The 18,429-nt window shown below is 56.1% G+C and carries 17 protein-coding genes; 9 read left to right on the plus strand and 8 right to left on the minus strand.

Going from position 1 to position 18,429, the window contains the following annotated elements; genetic code table 11:
* Positions 1-9: 9 nt before the first annotated feature.
* From IP85_RS14425 to IP85_RS14445, 5 genes are read right to left on the minus strand one after another with little or no spacing between them, the layout of a single operon-like run.
* The gene (locus IP85_RS14425) at positions 10-1,071 is read right to left on the minus strand and encodes a glycosyltransferase (protein ID WP_054150373.1); all 1,062 of its coding nucleotides are present in this window, start codon (positions 1,069-1,071) and stop codon (positions 10-12) included.
* Positions 1,068-1,601, minus strand: a complete 534-nt coding sequence (locus IP85_RS14430; protein WP_054150374.1) for a hypothetical protein — start codon at positions 1,599-1,601, stop codon at positions 1,068-1,070. Before IP85_RS14430 ends, IP85_RS14425 begins: the two co-directional genes overlap by 4 nt.
* A gap of 28 nt (positions 1,602-1,629) precedes the next feature.
* Positions 1,630-2,910, minus strand: a complete 1,281-nt coding sequence (locus IP85_RS14435; RefSeq protein WP_054150375.1) for a hypothetical protein — start codon at positions 2,908-2,910, stop codon at positions 1,630-1,632.
* Positions 2,911-2,949: 39 nt separating this feature from the next.
* Positions 2,950-4,035, minus strand: coding sequence for a hypothetical protein (locus IP85_RS14440; protein ID WP_197278018.1), 1,086 nt, complete (start codon positions 4,033-4,035; stop codon positions 2,950-2,952).
* Positions 3,962-4,825: a hypothetical protein gene (locus IP85_RS14445; RefSeq protein WP_054150377.1), complete on the minus strand. Its 864-nt coding sequence runs from the start codon at positions 4,823-4,825 to the stop codon at positions 3,962-3,964. The genes IP85_RS14440 and IP85_RS14445 overlap by 74 nt, the downstream gene beginning before the upstream one ends.
* A 124-nt stretch (positions 4,826-4,949) precedes the next feature.
* Between IP85_RS14445 and IP85_RS14450 the strand changes: the two genes are divergently transcribed.
* The 4 genes from IP85_RS14450 to IP85_RS14465 all read left to right on the plus strand — a co-directional run bounded on the left by IP85_RS14450 (position 4,950) and on the right by IP85_RS14465 (position 8,380).
* Positions 4,950-5,804: a hypothetical protein gene (locus tag IP85_RS14450; RefSeq protein WP_054150378.1), complete on the plus strand. Its 855-nt coding sequence runs from the start codon at positions 4,950-4,952 to the stop codon at positions 5,802-5,804.
* Between the two features lie 48 nt (positions 5,805-5,852).
* Positions 5,853-7,454: a hypothetical protein gene (locus IP85_RS14455; protein ID WP_054150379.1), complete on the plus strand. Its 1,602-nt coding sequence runs from the start codon at positions 5,853-5,855 to the stop codon at positions 7,452-7,454.
* 214 nt (positions 7,455-7,668) lie between these two features.
* Entirely contained in the window at positions 7,669-7,908 is a 240-nt protein-coding gene (locus tag IP85_RS22680) for a hypothetical protein (RefSeq protein ID WP_156322911.1), read from the plus strand.
* A 73-nt stretch (positions 7,909-7,981) separates the two neighbouring features.
* Positions 7,982-8,380 carry a hypothetical protein gene (locus IP85_RS14465; protein ID WP_054150381.1) on the plus strand — a complete coding sequence of 133 codons (399 nt, stop codon included), beginning with the start codon at positions 7,982-7,984 and terminating at the stop codon, positions 8,378-8,380.
* Between the two features lie 562 nt (positions 8,381-8,942).
* Here the strand turns inward: IP85_RS14465 and IP85_RS14475 are convergent.
* From IP85_RS14475 to IP85_RS14485, 3 genes are all read right to left on the minus strand, one after another.
* Positions 8,943-9,512 carry a site-specific integrase gene (locus IP85_RS14475; protein WP_054150439.1) on the minus strand — a complete coding sequence of 190 codons (570 nt, stop codon included), beginning with the start codon at positions 9,510-9,512 and terminating at the stop codon, positions 8,943-8,945.
* 262 nt (positions 9,513-9,774) lie between these two features.
* The gene (locus tag IP85_RS14480; RefSeq protein WP_054150383.1) at positions 9,775-10,482 is read right to left on the minus strand and encodes a hypothetical protein; all 708 of its coding nucleotides are present in this window, start codon (positions 10,480-10,482) and stop codon (positions 9,775-9,777) included.
* Positions 10,483-10,874: 392 nt separating this feature from the next.
* Positions 10,875-11,129 carry a hypothetical protein gene (locus IP85_RS14485; protein ID WP_054150384.1) on the minus strand — a complete coding sequence of 85 codons (255 nt, stop codon included), beginning with the start codon at positions 11,127-11,129 and terminating at the stop codon, positions 10,875-10,877.
* Between the two features lie 177 nt (positions 11,130-11,306).
* Here IP85_RS14485 and IP85_RS14490 point away from each other — a divergent pair, with 177 nt between their 5' ends.
* Genes IP85_RS14490 through IP85_RS14510 form a run of 5 tightly spaced genes read left to right on the plus strand, consistent with a single transcriptional unit; the run spans position 11,307 to position 18,423 of the window.
* A complete protein-coding gene (locus IP85_RS14490) occupies positions 11,307-11,924 on the plus strand; it encodes a restriction endonuclease subunit S (protein WP_245280872.1) in 618 nt (205 codons plus the stop codon).
* A 2-nt stretch (positions 11,925-11,926) separates the two neighbouring features.
* Positions 11,927-13,453 (plus strand): class I SAM-dependent DNA methyltransferase, encoded by a 1,527-nt coding sequence (locus IP85_RS14495; protein WP_054150386.1) that lies wholly within the window; start codon positions 11,927-11,929, stop codon positions 13,451-13,453.
* Positions 13,443-14,720: a restriction endonuclease subunit S gene (locus tag IP85_RS14500; protein ID WP_054150387.1), complete on the plus strand. Its 1,278-nt coding sequence runs from the start codon at positions 13,443-13,445 to the stop codon at positions 14,718-14,720. Before IP85_RS14495 ends, IP85_RS14500 begins: the two co-directional genes overlap by 11 nt.
* Positions 14,717-17,686 carry a type I restriction endonuclease subunit R gene (locus IP85_RS14505; protein WP_054150388.1) on the plus strand — a complete coding sequence of 990 codons (2,970 nt, stop codon included), beginning with the start codon at positions 14,717-14,719 and terminating at the stop codon, positions 17,684-17,686. Before IP85_RS14500 ends, IP85_RS14505 begins: the two co-directional genes overlap by 4 nt.
* The gene (locus tag IP85_RS14510) at positions 17,683-18,423 is read left to right on the plus strand and encodes a SprT family zinc-dependent metalloprotease (protein ID WP_054150389.1); all 741 of its coding nucleotides are present in this window, start codon (positions 17,683-17,685) and stop codon (positions 18,421-18,423) included. Before IP85_RS14505 ends, IP85_RS14510 begins: the two co-directional genes overlap by 4 nt.
* The last annotated feature ends 6 nt before the right edge of the window (positions 18,424-18,429 follow it).

Here is an 18,429-nt window from a genome sequence, read left to right on the forward strand (position 1 = left end):
AGCCGCCGATCAAGACGACTGCCCCCTCAGGGCCGCGTATAGTGCGTCGCCCGTGAAAAAGCGGGCTCCAACTTGGTCGGCAATCGTGGTCGCCTCGGCCTGCCACTCCGGCTGTAGCGCCCGGCCAAGTGCCGCACGCATGAACGCGACGAGTTGCAATTTGCAACGTTGGTAGTCGGCTTCGCTTTCCGTCCACTCGCTCGGATAAAGCACTTCCGCCGGATACATTTCCGCATACGAGAGCCTGTTTGGTGCGATGGGCATGGCCCCGCACAGCAGCCCCTCATACATCGCGATACCGAGGGTTTCTTGCAGACTGCACGAGAATACCGCAGCGGCCTCGACCAGCAGGGCGTGATACTCTTCCTTGGAGAGGCGTTGCTCCTGGCAAACCCGAAACTCAAATTCCGGGAACTCGTTGCCGAGATCGCGAAAGATCTCAACCTGTTTCTCTGGAGCCAGGCGGTGCGGAAACAGAACCAGCTTCCGCTTGGGATGCTTCTGCCTTTGGCCCAGCACGTTCGTGAGATACTCCATCGGCCATCCAGCTTGGAGAACCTTGCCATCCGGTGCGTAGACATGAACCTCCCTGTAGAGGTCAATATGGAAACGGGTCGCGAAGACATTCGCATCTATGGCCTCGAAGATCGACCGTTCGAAGGGGCGCAGCCAAGGCGTATCCCCAAGTCGCCCTAGGAAGTCATGCGGATCATGGGAGCCCGCATGATGCAGGCCGACTATGCGGACAGGTATACTGAGGAGATCGCTTGTGTAGCGGGTCGCGATGACACCGAAATGCCAGGCGTCCGTGAACAAGAATGTGTCGCCGGCTGCCACTTGCCCACTTTGGAACAGGCGTCCGATTTCCGCGCATTGTTCCCCTTTGAAAACGTTCGTTCCGGCGAAATCCAGGAATGCACCCGGAGAAGTGACTTGGTGGTCGTGAGCGCCATGCACGATTTTCACGCGTTCGTTGGGGTATGCCTGCCGGATTTGCTCCGGCAGGTTAGAAGCCCACTCAGTGGTGTAGCGCTGTTCGTGTCGCTCCAGGCCGACGATGTGAATGGTCATGCCGCGATCCTCCGGCCACTGCCAACGCTCAAGGCGAGCCAGATCAAGAACGTTGCGAGGAGCTTCGCGACGATCCCCACAGCCAGGCTATGCGGGTCGAGGATGCCCAGCGCTAAGAAGAAGACGGCAGTATCCACCGGCACGGCCACCAGCGATGACAGCAGAATGCGCTGCTTCAGGGGCCGCCTTGTCGCCGTAAACACGGCCCAGTCGGCGATCTCCGAGATGACGAAAGCGGTGACACTGGCTGCGGCAATCGTAGGACCTGCAAGCCCATAGGTTGCCAATGCTGCCGCCGCCATGACGGGAAGGATGAGGTGGCCGACGGCCTGCTGCGCCAAGTCTCTCAGGATGAAAACAAAGCCGAAGACGAGGATGGCCGGTGGGATCGAGGTGCCAGCGACGGGCATCATCGGCAGCCACACCATCAGTAGGTTGCTGAGCAGGATGACTGCGAAATAAGCTGCGGGCCAGCCCAGCTTTGCGCGAAGAGCGACGAGTTGGCGAAGGGTTTTGTTCAGAGTACGCATTACATTTCTCCTTGCCGCGATGCGGCGGTTAAAGACCGAGGGATCTATCGTCCGTCAGGCTTGTGTTGCGGCTCTTGTGAGCCAGGCTATCGAGCAGCATGTGTTGCTGCCGGATCAGGGTCATGGGGCGCTCGCTGACGAGCACCTCGCGAATGAAATCGGTGAGGTCGATGAGCAGAATTGGCAGGTGTTGCCGCGCCTGCCGCAGAGGCAGTCGCAGCGCGTTCACAGCGGCAGCGACGGCGTCGGTTTGGATCCAGACGTTGTGCGCGGCGAGCAGGGCATGGGACAGGTCATCCCAAACAGCACCTTGTCCCGCAGGTCTGACATTCAGGTCTCCGAGTGTGAGACGGTCTGCAAAAGGACTACTGACGGGCCATGGTTGATGGCTGCCAACAAAGGACCGACACTCGGGCATCGGCACGGCCTGCACGGTGATCCCATTCTGGGAGCGTGTTGGTTCCCGCAGCGCGCGTTTGTAGCGTCCCGCCAATAGGAACGGCGTCGCCGTGTCGAACGAGACGAGAATGTTCGCATCGATGGTCGCACGCAGGGCGTCTTGGATAGCCGTCAACGCGCAAGCAATCTCGGGGCTTCCCACGCCAAGGAAATGCAAGAAGGCACCCGGCTTGATCAGCTTCTCGTCCCGCATCCTTACGAGCAGGTTGAGCACAATCGAAAAGTGCGTCCGGGTCGCGCCAGCAAACGCCCAGTCTTCGAGGGCATAGTCGCCAAAACGTCTGGGATCGTTCAGGAACTTGATATTTTCATACCATCCAAGCGCCTGTGCGCGGCTCAATCCTTGAATGACATTCAACAACCGTGTGCGGCCGGGCCTGCGGTTTGAGATCGCATACTTGCCATTGGCCAGCGTGAAGTCGAAGCACTCGCGTGCGGTCTTGAGCTTGCTCTTCGGGTTCTGGATTGATGACGTCGGACCATCAAGGATTGGTGCGGCATCGAACTGCTCGCAGTAGCGAAGGAGTTCGTACATAATCGCCTCGGAGCACTCTTCGGCCCCGGTCGAGATTTGATAACCGCCGCTATCGATCAATCCGCTGGTCAGCGTCGCGTCTCGCCGACCTACCATCGGGTCGCGATTTTTGACCCCGCAAAACGCAGACTGCAGAAAGTGGTCCAGCGTTAACAGGCCGCCACCATTCAACAGATCTAGGTCCGCCGCCGACAAACGCTGGCCCGTCCGTGCGGACACGTCATGTCGGCCTATGGCTTGTGAGTACCACGGCTGAATTGCTGCACGATAGCGAGCGCCATCGTGGCTCGGCGGCTGATAGGTCCGCGCGACCATTGGTCTTCTCCAAAAATGTTTGAAAGTTGGGGACCGCGCTTAGCGGTCCGTGCTGTTCACAGCAAGAAAGAGATGAAGCTGCCCGTTGATGACGCGACCCTCAAAGGTGAACTGGTCACCGCTGAGGCACTCAGGGACATCCACGATCAGGACCAGTTGCCTGACGCCCTCAGAACAAGTTTTGACTGTCGCAGCCGAAGCAGACACCACGGGTCGCTTTGCGACGCCACCGCTCGAAACCGCAGCGTCGATTGGTGGCCCTGATCTTGCAGGATCAGCCGCATCCACCGAGCCTGGCGCAACATCCGCTGTTCCTTCCGGAGCAACATCGCTCGGACGGGGCTTCGATACCTGCTGATCGACTTTTCGACGCTCTCTTGCCAACGTAATGAGCTTATCGCAACTGGATGTGGACGCTAACGCCAGAACTTCGTGAAACGTGCCAAAAGAGGGAGCAACGCCGTTGTCCGTGCAGAGGATCTGGAGCCCAGCCAACGCTGTCGCTGCTCGCGAAACCTCGGCTTTGTCCATATGAGCGTCAGTCACTTGAGACGTCAGAAATCGGACGACGGCAGCGTTCAATGCCTGTTCGTTGGCAGTATTGGTGGCAATTGCCACCCCACTATCCGACATCAGTTTTTCGAGGTAGCCCTCTATCTTCGCGGCCTCTGCTATCCAGCAAGCAGCCCGCGACAGAAACTGAAGCTTCGACTTTCGAACCAGCGATCCGACGATCAGTTCTGCTCGCGCACCATCTTTGCGGATGTGTTGGGCGACCTTTTCAATCTGATCTTCGGTGACTGTCGTATAAGCAGCACCGATGTCCGATCCAAACGGTGCAGAGCCGTTGACGATCGCTACAAGGTCGTGGATGTCCGAAGCTGTCGGTTCAAACTCGGCTGCGGCAGCCGTCTGTTTGGTGTCGTGATCTTCCATAAGCGAAAATGCCTCCTTTAGTTGCGAATTGGAGGCAATTGTGACGCGGTTCATCGCATTCGAAACGCGAGGGCAAGTCTGCCAAGACGTTGATACGGAAGAGGAATTTAAGGTTTTATTTTCGGCGCTTTTTTCTGGTGTGCTTTTGCAGCCGAATTCGATCGTAAAGCTCCGCGATTTTTCGGACATCTGCCGCTTTGACCGAATACTCTTCTCCGGCTGCATTATAGTTGGCAGCCATTATGCACGCAGCAAGGATGTGAAGATCGGCGTAGATCGTCCAAGCTGGCTGGCCTATGAATTTATCAGCGCCAGAGCGCTTCTTAAACTCTTCGGCTTCATCAGGATAATGGGTCTGCTGATGTTTGAGAAATGCAATCAGCTTGTCCATGGCGCGTAAGCCCGGGTCGAGATCCTTGGCGGTCCAGTTGCGCCACCACTGGTAAAGCGTGCTGTCCCTCACATCGAGCGCAGTGGAGAACAATGCGTTCTGGTTATGATAGGCCGTGTGGAGGTCGTCGAACATCCTTGCGGGATCGCCGCCCTTCAAGCTGGCAAGAACACGGCGAAGTTCCGGCGAATAGGTCTGGGCTTCGTCTGGCAATTCGTCAGAGCCCGAAAACAAGCCCTCAAGATCCTGCTTGGCCTGATCTGAGATCTCGTCAACATGTTGCGCGACCTGCTGCGGGCTCATGCCTTTGCCGTTGACCTTGAGCGCGTGCGCGACCAAGCCCGACTGCATATCAAAATCGCGATGGGCTAGCTTGTAGATTAGGGCCTGGTCCCGACTTACGATGGTGGACGTTTTCTCAAGCCGTCCATCAGGCATAGCCGCCATGATCGGCCAAGCATTCTCGAACGCCTCTTGTATCGAGCGTGTGATGTTGTCGGTCGTGTCACGGAGCAGACGGTTCCTCGGTCTACGAGCTTTGCGAACCTCATCAATGCCCGCTGTGGATGCCTTTGATTTCCGTGCCATTTCACGCCTCCCTCAACTGGGGGCAATTCTTCGATGCTGCCGCTAAACCAAGCCTTAAAACATCCGTCTCAATGTCGGGTCGTAGACGTTGCAATTTGCAACGTGGGAAACGAAGGGTGAACGAGTGACGGATTTCGCGGCGTACATTGTCAGTTTTCGCCCTGCTGATCCAACGGACCGATCACTCAGGCTTACAAATCTAATGCGGCAAATCACCTGGTGGCAGGCAAAAACTTCGGTGCCGATCAATCTGTTCGCGTCAGGATGGACGGAAGCCGAATTCGAGCGGCATCCGGTCATGAGAGACTTTGGAAAGGGTGCAGGAAAGATCATTTTCTTGCCATCTCAAAGCCTGGTGATGAACAGGCACGCCTGTTTGTCTGCGTTCTACGAAAGCAGTTTCAGCTGGGGTGTCATGATGGATGACGACGCGATCCTTTATGACACCGATCATAATTGCGGACCTCACCTTTTCGATGAAATGTCGAGAAATGGCGTCCATGCCTATGACGGGGTGGATGTGTTCTTCCCCATCGATCCCCGAAAGCAGCCCTTCACCAGAAGGTGGGAAGCCGATCCCGATCTCTACGGCAAACATCATGTGTTCAATAGAGACTTGGACTTGAAAGGGAGCATGTTCGTGGTCCGCAATTTCCAGAAAGAGGGACGGGCTCCGGTCTACCCTGATCCAAACTTCGCTCTGCATGGCGAAGACACGCTCTTCGCGCTCACCTGTGTAGCTCAAGGCTATACGGTGATGCGCTGCTGGAACATCGTTTTAAAGGAACTTCCGGGGCCGAGTTTCTTTGGCGACAACCGGATTGCAGCCATGAAAGCCGGAAACGAAGAGCTTGCGCGGCGCTTTGCTCATCTTGGACTGAATATGCGTCCCGATAGCCATCTTCTGGATAGACGGGATTTTCAGGAATCCCTTTGGAGGGAAAAACCAAAAAAAGCCGTCGTACGAAAGAGCGCATGATGGCAGTTTAAATTATTCTAGGTTGCAGGCATACATGAGGAGCCGACTATGCTGGTATACGCGAATAGCTTCGTTTTACAGCCGGAAGGAGGCTGCCATTCGATTATTCAGAGTATCGCAGCTTGGGTAGGCGATAAGCGGAGCTTCCCAGTAGATCCGGTTAAGCTGGCAAGTGGAATTAGAGAACTCAAGTTCACGGACGGTGCGGCAGTCAGTTCGCGGGCCACCGTCGATGCCAATGGAGACCCGCATTATCCCTACTACTTCTGCGCCAGATTGACCCATGGTCAGGAGGGCGTGCCCGGTCGGAGATGGATTACGGAAATTGGCTTAAAGCAGGATACGTACGACGCTCCTGTAAAGTGCTCTGTGTTGCTCGAAACCAGTGAGGTAAGTGCGAAAGTCGTGGCTCCGATCCAGGTCACTAGGCCTCGGATCGTTCAAACACTGATCGAAAAATGCAGACCGGCCAGTGACACACCCAGTCTTTCAGTGCTCCAGCTTACCGAGCATAACGCCGCTGGGTTCGCTTATGGGATCGAACACCGATCGAGAAGATATCCGCTCATCCTAATAAGCGGAAATCGGGATGGCATTTTTCCGATACTACCAGAAAGATTAAGATCGCTCACTGTCGGATTGGCTCAGGTTGTAGAAATCCCTCATGAAGCCGATACGTTCAAGATGCAAGCGATGCTGGGACGTCGGTACATTTCGTTCGGTGGAGCCATAAACATTATTTTCCCACCGAGGGTAAGTGGGGATGGGCTATTCTGCAAAACGGTCTTACTCCGACCGGACCGCATTGAGGAGCTGGCATCAGCTGGGACCACCGCCGAAGCGGAAGTTATGGCGACAATCACTCACTTCACCAATCTTCCAAATTCTTGGCAGCACACCTCGAGCGACATTGTCGGACAAGCTATCCTGGCAAAGCGGTTAGAGAAGGCGGTATCGGAAGCCGCTGCTTCGGGCGACGTCAGCATTTATGAAGAATTGCTGCAGGAAGCTGCGGAAAAAATGCTATCTAAAGACGATCAAATACAATCTCTGCGCGAAGACCTTGAGGAAGCCGGTGCCAGATTGGATTACGCGGAGGCGCAGACAGACGCTCTTAAGCACGCACTAAGTGGTGTCCAGTCCCGCACTAGCGATCCCTCGGATCAGATCTCAGAGACGGTCGCCCCACTGCGGGAAGTGTTGAGGACGGCCCTCAATCAAACCCCTACCTTGGAGCAGGCGGTGAGGCTCATTGGGGGGCTGTATTCTGATCGTATCATCGTGCTGGACTGTGCTTACGCATCGGCTAGAGATTCTGATCGGAGCGGCTTTGTACACGGATATCGTGCGCTTCAACTGCTTCGAACACTCGCTGAGGAGTATTGGGAGGCGCTTACCAGCGGCAGCGGTGACCAGAAAGCCCGGGCAGCATTCGGCAATGCTTTCGCGGCCAAGGAAGCCGAAACGCTCAGCAAGGGTGGACGTGACGCTCGCACGTTTCGATACATGGGGCGCGATATGCTCATGGAGAAGCACCTCAAAATCGGCATCAAAGATAGCTTCGCCGAGACGCTTCGCGTACATTTTGAGTGGCTACCGGAAGAGCAGAAGATTGTCATCGGTCACTGCGGAAAGCATCTTAATTTCTAAAGTGCATAGCAGGCGGCAGGCCATACCGACGCAGATTGGGTGGTTCACGGGGAGCAGGCCTCCGTGAACACTTTGCTTGTATCAGCCCAAAGCTGTAGGCACTGAGAGATCGAACATTTCTAGTCGGAATTGCTGATCTGTGAAGTTCGGCCTTCGTCCACCGCTAGTGAACTGAAGAGTACTCAATCTCAATGAACCGTCCCAGACTGCGCAGATGGGCGACAATATCGAGAAGAAGGTGATCGCGATCCCCGTATCGGTCACAGATTTCCTGCACCTCCCCAGCCACCCGGTCGACATCTTCCTCGGGCAAGTCGATCTCCGCGAAAACGTACATATCGTGCCCTACCGCACTAATCGGGCAGCCGGTGGCAATGACCTCAGCAACGAATTGGGGGATCTGGTCTTTGCGCATCTTGGCACAACCTCGGATGTTTGCAATAAATCAGTTTAGCCCGGAATGGTGGTGATTGAACCCGGCAAAATTATGGGCAAATGCTGGGTATCGATAGGCGGCTGGAGTGGGCATGTTGGGGAAGTGGATTGGACGGGTTTTGGTCGCGGGCGTCGTTGGCTTTGCAGGGTACGCAGGTTGGGACTACTACAAGGCCGGCTTCCACTACCTGCCAGACCTGCCTCCAGGCGCGTTCCCGATATCATTCACATCCGGACTAAAGGCGGTAATCGTTGATATCCCCGATGAGCGGGAGACCCGCCGCTATTTCGGCTTTCCTCTTCAAGTGCCTTACTATCTGGAAGACGTTTGGAGCTTCTGCCGTCGTCCGACCGAGGAAGAACTTGCTGACGCCGAGAAGTTCATTGCTGATCGCAATATGCCGGGCGAGCGTTTCGAGGCGGTCTGCAAAATCCAAGCTGATAAAGATACTGTTGTCCGAGGGCTGATCTCCAGCGTTCCCCGTCTTTAGTCCCCTTCTATCTCGTCTTCCCGGATGCCACACCAGACATCTGCTGCCGGGACTATAACCTCACGGGGTTGGATCAAGATGGTGTATCGACCGAAAAGCCGCTGCACGATACACGCGGTAATGTCTTTGCGGGCCCGGTCTCGTGCTTCCGCGTCCACTCCTGCCCAATCACGTGCAACGCTATCTGATACGCCCAGCAACACATCGGCGACGTGTCGCGCGATACGGCTGCGAATAACCCGCTCGCCGTCCCTGTTGAAAGCCAGCGTGATACATATGTTCGCAACTATCTCATCCGCAATGCTCGGGACCAGATAGAGATCACGGCGACGGCTTCGACCGCGTCCAGCGAAGGCACGAACGGTTGTTGGTCGCAAGCATGCCAGGGCTATGCCGACATGAAGGCCGAGTGTCTGAAGCGGATCTCTTTGCATTGAAGCGGTGACCTTTGGCAGAGCGAGAGGATGTCGTTCTCATTATGTTCTCTCGTGCCTCAAGGTCAACAACTGCCTTCGTCACCCTAACGAGAACGTCAGAGTGGTGGCGGTTCACAAGCTCGAAATCACAGAAGCTCGACGGCAGCCTTCATCATCTCGTCGCGAACGTCGATGTAACGCTGTGTGGTCGTGAGGTTCCGGTGGCCTGCCAAAGTCATTATGACCTTGGGGCTGACCCCGGAATGCGCGAGCCTCGTGATGAACCAGCGTCTGCCACTATGCGACGTCGCTCCGTCGATCCCAGCTTGCCGGTAGATCTGTCCCATTAATTGGCAGAGCGTATTCGCGGAAAAAGCCGTCTGTTTCTGCGTCAACAGTAGTGGGTCACCTGGACTGTGAGTATTACTCCAGCCGGTCTTGTAGCGCTCGATCTCCCGGCGCAGTTTCTCATTGATGAAGACGGTCCGAGCATGGCCGCCTTTGGTGATGGCAGCACTGAGGCGCAGTTGTTCACGGACATTGCCGTCGGCATCGAAGACGTCGTGCAACGTCAAGGCCGCGATTTCCCCCACGCGCAAACCGGTAAGATGCGACAGCATCACCGCGAGCCGGTTTCTCGGCGCGTGCTTCATCTGCGCTATGACCGCCATCACACGTTTGAATTCCGTCTCCGTCAAAACCTTTGCCTGCTTCACCAACGAACCTCACGAAAGACTGCGTTTTCCTACCTTTCGTTATGTTGCCAGTCGTGAAGAAGGGCGAGCGCTCAGGTGGGGGCTGGGAAGTCGCTGCAAAATCAAGGCTTCAGCGGCGTCAGCCGGGCACATGTCAGAAAATGTGCATTTTATGAGGTGTGGCTCGAGACGCTTTATGTCACGCTTAGCCCGGCGGCCAAATCCGATCACCACGCCACACATGGCCTCAAAGTCTGGCTAAGCTACATGCTCCTACGCAACCTCAACGGCACTGCGACCGGTTCCCGAGGAGCCCCGAGCACGATTTCGACATTACGTGATCGTCACATCTGATCGTGTACCCACCATTTACGATCTGAGCTAACTGGCGGCCGTCAAGCGAAATTCCCTCGAGTGTATGAGCTGGGTTTCTCGCACATTGTTCGAAGAATGCCGTCAGATTTGGAGAGATAAGAGCCGTCCAGCGATCTGGTTCTTTAGTACTCTCAGCAGGCCGAAGCTCGCAGGCCGATGCCGCTGCTTCAGCAGGCTCTTTAGTTCCGGCATGAAACAAGAAACACGCATCATCATCTGTTACAGCTCGATCTAGCTTACGGACTCCTGCGAAAACGCCGACACATGCGGAGAAGCAACGCGCCCCCCTGAACAGCCTCAAAGTTACGTTTTCGTGTTCCGCGAACACCCGTACTATCTCTTCGGCGCCGGTCCCCGTGCCACCTGGGCTGTCGATAAACACGGTGATGGATGGCTCTTCGGAGCTGTCAATGAGACTGTCCAGTTTTCTCGCCATGCTCTTGCTTATGGCTCCGTTCAGATAGATTTCGTTGGGGTTGAGGCCATACTTAGCTTCGAAGCTGTATTCTTGTTCGTAATGGGCCAAGCCATGTTTGGCGGCTACCCAGAGCAATCCTGCCAAAGGAATGCAAAATGCGGCACAAATGACCTGCAACACGCGTGTCTCGCGATCCAAGAAATTCTCCTAGGATTTCCGAATGAAATAAAAGTGCCCCGCGGCTGAGCCGCGAGGCAAAGGTCATGATTCAACAGAAGTTAAGTTCTGTCGTGCACCTGCGCGGTAGGCGCAATCCGCTTTGCAGCGTCGACGCCACCCTGTGCAGACTGCTTGGAAGTATAGACTTCCGAGTGGCATATGGTTTCGCCATTGCCCCCCTTAAGGCGCCAAAAATAGCCACCAGAGCTTGCGCGGAGAATCTCGAACATTGTTTGTTTGCCCTCCTTGGGGCGAGAATCTAACCCGGCCGAAGCATCCGGGTTGTTGATTTTTAAGGAGGGGGCCGCTACGATACGTTTGCTTAGGACGTCCTAGCGGGCTTCGGCCCCGGGTATCGGAAGTCGGCTGGTTTACGAGACCAGTCGGTTTTCCATCCATGATGCCTTTGGAGTCAGATACGGCCCCTTAGGTGGCAGCTCATCCAGGCTTGCAGCGATAAGATCTGGAAACCGACTTCCGTCTTTGATTTCAGCAATCCTGCCCTGATTGAGTCCAAAGAAAGCTGCGATGTCATGGTGGCGATCGCCACGATTAATCATTCCCTTGATGAGGGATGCATCGCTTTCCGAAATTGAAAGGCCGCTCGGCCTCGCTCTTGTCTTCATTTATTTCTCCGTTTTGGTCCAACCCTCGGACTGTGAGTCCGATTGGGCCAGAATGCCAGAGATTTTCCGGATGTCAACGGCATATTTTCTAAATCCTGCTGACAGTATTCGAATACGGTAGATGGCGACGATATAAATTCGTTGACTTCGTAGCCGAATACGGCGAATATGTGCGTCATGATTAGCAAAAATGATAGACCCGATCGAGAGCTTCGCCTTGGTGATGTAGCCAGGCTATTCGCCGGCGCCAGCACCTCACGGAGCGAAAACCCGGATGGAATCCCTTTTGCAGTGGTGGGCGTCCGCCACTTGGATGACGGACTGGTCACGCCCCTGGCGGAACTAGACATAATGTCGTTCTCCTCAGAGGCTCGCGCTCTACCTTTTCAGTTGCAGGAGGGAGATGTTCTAATCACCGGCCGCGGGACCGTGCTAAAATTTGGCATCGTTGGCACTGAGACGGCTGGGGCTATTGCTAGTGGGAACATCATAATTGTGCGCCCCGCCCCGCCCGTTCGCGGCGAGGTGCTGTTTGCAATCCTGTCTAGTGAGGGTTTCCGGCCGAAGATCGAGGTGCTCCAACGTGGCGCGACCACTCTGTTATCATTGTCGCCAAAAGATCTCGCAAAACTCGAGATCAGTTTGCCTCCGTTTGAGGAGCAGGACCTAATCTCCGAATTTGTACGGGCGTCATTAGCCACGTATTCAGCTGCCATTCGAGCTGCGACTGCTCGTCGCACGTTAGCGCGTAGCGTTTTAAACACGCGCCTATTTGGAACAAAGAAGAAAGACTGATTATGGCCAAACTCACCCGCTCGGAACTCGAAAGTCATCTCTGGAAATCCGCCGACATTCTACGCGGCTCTATCGATAGTTCCGACTACAAGATCTACATTTTTGGCTTTCTGTTTCTGAAGCGACTGTCTGATCGTTTCGAAGAAGAAGCCAAGGAGGCTATGCGGCAGGGTCTACCGGAAGATGTCGCCTACAGCGACCCGGACGAGCACGAGTTCTTTCTGGTTGAGCGTGCGCGCTGGTCGTCGATCAAGAAGCTGACGACAGGCATTGGCGACCACCTGAACAAAGCATGCGCCGCGATTGAGGACGCCAATCCCTCGATTGAAGGCGTGTTGGCCAATATCGACTTCAATTCCGAATCGCGGCTTGGCGATGCCAAGAACCGTGAAGGTGTTTTGTCGCGTCTGATCGATCACTTCTCGCGCATCGACCTGTCCAATGCCTCGCTGTCTGAGCCGGATATGCTTGGTCGCGCCTATGAATATCTGATCGACAAGTTCGCAGACGACGCGGGCAAGAAGGGTGGCGAGTTCTATACCCCCCATCATGTGGTGCGGCTGATTGTCGAGTTGCTAGATCCCCAGCCCGGCATGCGCGTCAGCGATCCCACATGCGGCTCAGGCGGGATGCTGGTTCAGGTCGCAGAGCATGTGGCGAAGCTCGAAGGCAAACGGCTGGGCGAAGCGCTCAACATCACGCTTCACGGTCAGGAAAAGAACCTTGGCACATGGGCCATCGCCAAGATGAACCTGCTGCTGCATGGGCTTCGCGATGCGCGAATTGAAAAGGGCGATACGATCCGCAATCCGCGCCTGCTCGATCAAGACGGCAATCTCTTCCTCTACGATCGTGTCATCGCCAACCCGCCTTTTTCGCTGGATAGCTGGGGCGCGGAGGACGTTTCAGGCGACACTGAGAAGAAGGGCCATAACCGCTTCATCTATGGTATTCCCCCGAAGAACATGGGCGATCTGGCCTTTGTTCAACACATGGTGGCGACGCTCAACGCAACGGGTGTATGCGGCGTGGTGATGCCGCATGGCGTGCTGTTCCGTGGCTCCGGCGACGGCCGCATTCGCGAGGCGATGCTGAACGCCGATCTATTTGAGGCGATCATCGGCCTGCCAGAAAACCTCTTCGCGGGCACCGGCATTCCAGCGACCGTTTTGATCCTCAACAAGGCGAAAGCGCCGCAGCGTAAAGGCAAGGTGCTGTTCATTCACGGCGCTAAGAAATTTGAGGAGAAGCCCAAGAAGAACATCTTAGGTGAGGGCGATATCAGCGACATCCGTGAAGCCTTCCACGCGTGGAGGGACGAGGACCGCTTTTGCCGTGTCGTGGATATGAAAGAAATCGAGGAGAACGATTTCAACCTTAACATCTCCCGCTACATCGACACGCTTGAGCCGGAAAAGCCGATCGACGTGAAAGTTGAGCTTGGCAAACTCTGGGCCGCTGAGCAGGCACGCGACGAAGCCGCCGCGCGCATGAATGCCCTTCTCAAGGAGATGGGTTATGTTGGGTGATACGAAACGATTGCGTGGGCTGATCATTGAACGGTCGCAGCGCTTGCGCGAAGGCGAAGTGTTGCCCGTTGTGAGCGTAACTAATCACAACGGTATTCAGCTGGCTTCGGAGACGTTTTCCCGGCAAGTCTACAGCCGCGAGTTGATTAATTATAAGATTATCAAGCCTGGCTGGTACGCCTTTAATCCATCAAGGGTGAATGTCGGTTCTTTAGCCCGAAACGATCTAGGATATGACGTTTGCGCATCACCGATGTACACGGTTTTTGAATGTATCTCTCCGGAACTGGACGCAGACTATCTGAATGCTTTCCTGACAAGCTCGAGATTCACTGAGCGGGTAGCAGCCAATCTGCAAGGTTCGGTTCGGGATGCGCTCAGCTTTGACGCACTTCAGACATTTCCGATCCATCTTCCCCCAATCTACGAGCAACGTGCCGTCGCCGAGGTTTTGAGTAAGGTTGAGGGTACAATCACCAAGACGGAGTCGCTGATTACTGCGCTCATCGACGCGAAGCATGCCACTATGCGGGAAATTCTGACGCGTGGCATTCGACGCGAGAAGGCGCAGATGAAGCCGTTACCGGCGCGCTGGGTCCTTGGGCGCGTGGCCGAGGGCGTCACGCATATCCCGTCAGATTGGGAACTCGTGACGCTGACTAAAGTTGCTAAGCTCGAAAGTGGCCACACACCCGACCGAAAGGAGCCGACCTATTGGGACGGCAACATCCCTTGGATATCACTGCAGGATGCCAATGCACTCACCAAAGTGACTATATCTGAAAGCGCGGAAACCATTGGGCCTTTGGGTTTGGCCAACTCATCAGCACGCATGCTGCCGTCGGGAACTGTTGTGCTTCAGCGAACTGCAAACGTTGGTCTTGCTTCGGTTATGGGGCGTGAGATGTGTACCAGTCAGCATTTCGCGAACTGGATCTGCGGAAACAAGCTTGATCCCTATTACCTTCAGCAGGTCTTTCGACATATGTCGCGTGAGTGGGGGCGTCTCGTCGCTGGGAGCGTCCTGCCTGACATCTACATGGGAACCTTCAAGGCATTGCAAATCCTTCTCCCTCCGTTGGAGGAGCAGAAGATAATCGGCGAGGTTGGCGTCGCCTTCGACTTGAGGATTGAAGAGGAGCGAGGCACGTTGGCGGCCCTAAAGGATAATCGCGCGGCTCTCGCCCAGGAACTTCTCTCCGGTCGCATCAGCCTTCCCGATAGCGTTATTGCGCGGCATCGTGACAAAGCCGAGCAGGCAGCATGAGCGAAACTAACGAGCAGCTTGAGCGCGATTGGGTAGAGGAGCCGGCGACTGACCTGTTACGGGTGCTGTTCGACTATAAGCCCTTGTCCACGGAAGATGTGCGGCGGTTGCGTGACGGGCTGGCTACGGAGCCGGTTCTGACGGTTCGCTTGAGCGAATGTCTAAAGCGCCTTAACCCTTGGCTTGGCGACGACGGCGTTCGCCGGGCTGTGGCGGCTGTCACGCGCGTCACCGCCGTAGATTTGATGGAGGCCAACGAGAGCGCCTATACGGCTCTCACCTATGGCGTGACGGCCCCTCACACTGAAGGCGGCAGACGACAGGACCGAAATGTGCGGTTCTTCGATTTCGATGATCCATCCGCCAACACGTTCGAGTTCGCCCGACAAGTCGCCATCAAGGGCGCGCGTCAGGACATCATCCCCGATATCGTGGTCTACGTGAACGGCCTTCCGCTCGCGGCCATCGAATGCAAATCGCCGTCATTGGCCGACCCTATGAGCGAGGCGATCCGCCAGTTCCGACGTTATGAAAGCCGTGATGAATTTGCCGGGCTTGGCGCTCCCCGCCTGTTCGAGACGGCGCAGATTTCCATCGCATTAGCGCGCGATGTGGCAAAGTACGGCACGACGCTGACGCCAGCTCGCCAGTGGGCCGAATGGAAAGACCCCTATCCGCTCACGCTCGATGCGTTGTCGGCGCAATTGGGTCGAACGCCAACCGGGCAAGATATTTTGCTCGCTGGGCTTCTCGCTCCGGCCAATCTGCTCGATCTCATCCGCAACTTCGTCATGTTCGAAACCATCGACGGGCGGCGCATTAAGAAGCTGGCGCGCTATCAGCAGTTTGTTGCCGTCGGCAAGGCCATTGAGCGCATCCGGACCGCGCCCAATCCGCAGCGCCGTGGCGGCGTCATCCACCATACCCAAGGCTCCGGTAAGTCGCTAACTATGGTGTTTCTGGCGACCAAGTTGCGTCGCCTGCCCGAAGCCGAAAATCCGACAATTGTCATAGTCACGGATCGAAACGACCTTGACGACCAGATTACCGGACAATTCCAGCGCTCAGGCTTTGCCAATCCCATACAGGCCGAAAGCGGAGACGCGCTGCGTAAGGCTCTATCGGGCGGCGCTGGAACAACCGTTCTGACGACCGTCCATAAGTTTCACAGCGCCGTGCCGAAACACTCGCCGGTCATTTCTAAGGCGCGGAACGTCTTCGTCATGGTTGATGAAGCGCACCGTACGCAATATGGCGCGCTTGCCGCCCGGATGCGCGCCGGCCTACCCGATGCCTGCATGATAGCCTTCACCGGCACGCCCATCGACAAGAGGGACCGTAGCACGCGTGAGGTGTTCGGCGACTACCTGCACCGCTACCTGATCGACCAGGCTGTGAAGGATGGAGCGACCGTCCCGATCTACTACGAGATGCGCGATGCGGAACTTCGGATCGACGGGCGCGATCTAGAACGGGATATTCGGGCCACTTTCCCGGAACTATCTGACGACGAGATTGAAAAGCTGAAGCGCGGCATGCGACTTCAAGAGAAATTGGCCGGAGCGCGGGTTCGTGTTGAGGCCATCGCTGGGGATATTCTCGCGCATTATCGAAACACTATCGAACCGAATGGTTTCAAAGCCCAAATAGTGACGGTCAGCCGAGACGTCGCCGTTACCTACGTCGAAGCTCTGCGGCAGCTCGGTGCTCCAGAATGCGCGCTGATCATGTCCGCATCCAATAATGACAGCGCCCGGCTGCAAGCCCATCACCTTTCCAAGCGTGACCGCGATACCTTGATTGGTCGGTTCAAAAAGCGCGACGATCCGCTAAAAATCTTGGTCGTGTGCGATATGCTGCTGACCGGTTTTGACGCCCCGGTAGAGCAGGTTCTGTACCTCGATGCCCCTCTGCGGGAGCATACGCTTTTGCAGGCCATCGCCCGCGTGAACCGGACCGCTGACGGTAAGACCTATGGGATGGTCGTTGACTATTGGGGTGACAACCGACGCATATCCGATGCCTTGGATATGTTCTCGGACGAAGACGGCATAGCCAGTGCTCTTCGTCCACTGTCCGAAAAAGTCCAGCTTCTTGAAAGTCGGCACCGAGCGGCCACTCGCCTCTTCGAAGGTATTGGCCGCGAGGACGATACGACGTGCGTCGAGCTGCTGCGCCCCGACGACATCCGCGCCAAATTCGAACTCGACTTCCTGCGCTTTGCCGAGGCCATGGACATGGTATTGCCTGAGCCAAAGGCATTGGAAGAACCCTATCCCTCCGACCTGAAACGGCTATCGCGCATCCGCGTTCTCGCCCGCCGCGCCTATCATGAGGAGCCGTTCGACCCGAAGGACTACGGCGCGAAAGTCGGCGAGATCATCACCAGTCATCTCTCGGTGACGGGGGTCGAACAGTTGCTGGTGAAGTTTGACATTCTCGATCCTGCCTTCCGTCCGCATTTGGAAAGTCTTCGTTCTAGCGATGCCAAGGCGGCAGAGATCGAGCACGCAATTCGCCAGGAAATCCACGTCCACCGCGACGAAAATCCCACGGCCTACACTTCTCTCTGGGAACAGTTAGAGAAAATCGTCAACGACAGGCGGGAGGCTCGCATTTCTGCCGCCAGCGGGTTGACCCAGCTTGAAGCAATGGTGGGCCAAGCTGCGGATATTCGTTCAGGTATGGGGGGCAGAAGTGACGGCCTCACCGGAACGGCTGCCGCCATCCTGCCCTTCATTGACATCGACCTGCCAGATGCTGAGCGCTCCCGGAGCGCTGCCGGTATCACCAAGGCGCTCGAAGAATATGCCGAAGTCGTTGACTGGCACCAAAAGGAGGACGTGCAGAGACAGATGCGTCGATCCATCAAGGAGCAGTTGCGCAGCTTGGGACTGGATTCGCATAAGGTCGAAGCCACGACTGCAAAGATCATGGATGTCGCCCGTGCGAGGTACGCGGGATGACGGACGCCGCTCAGCATTCCATCGTCTTTGGCGGAGAAACGTTTGCGTTCCAGATCGAGCGAACAGCGCGCCGAAAAACCGTGGCGATATCTGTTGGCTTCGATGGGGTGCGCGTGCTCGCACCGCCAGACCTAGATGATGACCGCGTCCTTGGCATCGTTCGCAAGAAAGGGGCTTGGCTGCTTCGCAAACAGGCGGCTTATCGAGAACTTGGTGGCCAGCCGGTTGCCAAGGAGTTTGTGAGCGGCGAGACGTTCCACTATCTCGGCCGCCAGTATCGCTTGAAGCTCATTCCAGATGAAACCGCTGTTGTAACCCGAATTGCAGCGAGAGGTTCGACACTCATCGCGCCGGTTCTGCCGAACGGACATGCATCCGTGCAGCGCACCGCTGTCCGCAGCGGGCTCAGGCATTGGTATCGAGCCCATGCGATTCAGCATTTTCCCGTCCGTGCACGATTGATCGCAGAGACGCTTGGCATTCCGACACCAATTGTCAAAGTCGTCGACCAGTCCAAACGCTGGGGAAGTTGCGACGCACGGGGACGCATCCGCCTAAACTGGCGCTTGGTCATGGCACCGATGGCATTGGTCGATTACGTTGTTGCCCACGAGGCTTGTCACGTTCTTGAGCACAATCATTCACGGCGATTTTGGCGCTCTTTGGAAACGATCATGCCGGACTACGAGGATCGTTTGAGACGGTTGGACAAGATGGGGCATTTATTCGTCTGGTGACGTGTG

Origin of the sequence: Rhizobium sp. AAP116, assembly GCF_001295785.1 — a bacterium.
GTDB lineage: Bacteria > Pseudomonadota > Alphaproteobacteria > Rhizobiales > Rhizobiaceae > Allorhizobium.